The organism is Geobacillus thermodenitrificans subsp. thermodenitrificans DSM 465 (assembly GCF_000496575.1).
Taxonomy (GTDB): domain Bacteria; phylum Bacillota; class Bacilli; order Bacillales; family Anoxybacillaceae; genus Geobacillus; species Geobacillus thermodenitrificans.
The window spans coordinates 1-1,172 of sequence record NZ_AYKT01000053.1 but is presented as its reverse complement, the minus strand read 5'-3'; the positions used below and the strand labels follow the sequence as shown (position 1 = coordinate 1,172).

The following is a 1,172-nucleotide window of genomic DNA, read 5'->3' as shown; positions in this document are numbered from 1 at the left end:
CCAACTTTGCGACTTCTTCCTCCACCGCTGAAACTTCTTCTTCGGTTTGCGCTTCTTCGATCGCTTGTTCCAACTCCGCTGCTTTCGCTTGCAGCTCTTCCTCACGCTTCAATAAATCATCCAGCGCTGCTTTGCGTTGTTCAATTTTTTTTGCCAGCATGAGCTGTCTTAATGCCATTTCTCACACGCTCCTTTAACTTAATTTTTCTTTGTTCCAGTTCACGTTTCTTATGTTGCTCGTATTCTTGCATTCTTGCTTGTACGCTTGTATCCTCATAAGCTGGAAATGTTACAACTGACACCTCATGAAGGTCAACTTTTTTCAGCCGCCATTTGACTGTTCCGTCATCCCGGAACTCGGTCTCCTCTTCGATGATGTTGAAACCAAACGAGCATTGATCGACATCGCCGCGCTTGACACGCTCATACAGATTGACCGCATCACTATCGCGGGGGTTAATCTTAATCCGCCCCCACAAGCCCCGGCTGTCCACCTTTAATTCAAGCGTCCCGGCTTTTGTTCTGCCTAACACTAAAGAAGCGTCGTGGTTGATAAGTGCTCTAATATCATTGCTCAACGTCTCGTTAAACGCTTCTGGAGCCACTTCTTCATATGCACCTGGGAATAATTCAGTTTCTCTGTTAAAAACAGCGAAATAACCTTCAATGTACATCTCGTCATCTTGTTCCGCCCGCGTTGCTGTGATGTTCGTTTGTAGGCTTCTAGTCTGTTTGACCGTTCGCTCCACTATTCTCACCACCTTTCAGTTTGCTTTGATCGCCAATTTTATCGAGAGGAATGTAGTTTTCTAGGATAACTAGCTCACTCAATCCTTCTTTCGGCGAAAGCCCAAGCCAATCGCGGACCTCATTTCCCTCCATAATGCCACGGACATACATATTTGAACCGACTTCCGCCAGCTCTTTAAGGTCATAAGCGTATAGGCTTCGTGGATTGAACTTGAAATAAAGATCCGGGCTGATAAGCAGCTTTCTCGTCAATTCTTGCTCGATTCCTTTTGCAATCGGCAAGATAGTCGAATTGATAAAGTTGTTGTACTCATCCCGGTTGAACTCCCCGATGCCCAATAAAAAAGCTGGCACCCCAAACATGCCAGCTACGGTTCGCTTATCTAGTTCGACCGCCTCGTTGATCGCAATATCTTTAAGGG

At 45.9% G+C, this 1,172-nt stretch carries 2 protein-coding genes; both read right to left on the bottom strand.

The features are described 5' to 3' along the window. Positions 1-140 precede the first annotated feature (140 nt). Positions 141-749 (bottom strand): HK97 family phage prohead protease, encoded by a 609-nt coding sequence (locus tag DSM465_RS0117875; protein ID WP_035498838.1) that lies wholly within the window; start codon positions 747-749, stop codon positions 141-143. After that, a partial coding sequence (locus DSM465_RS0117870) for a phage portal protein (RefSeq protein ID WP_029761972.1) occupies positions 724-1,172 on the bottom strand: 449 nt, incomplete at its 5' end. The genes DSM465_RS0117875 and DSM465_RS0117870, both read right to left, overlap by 26 nt.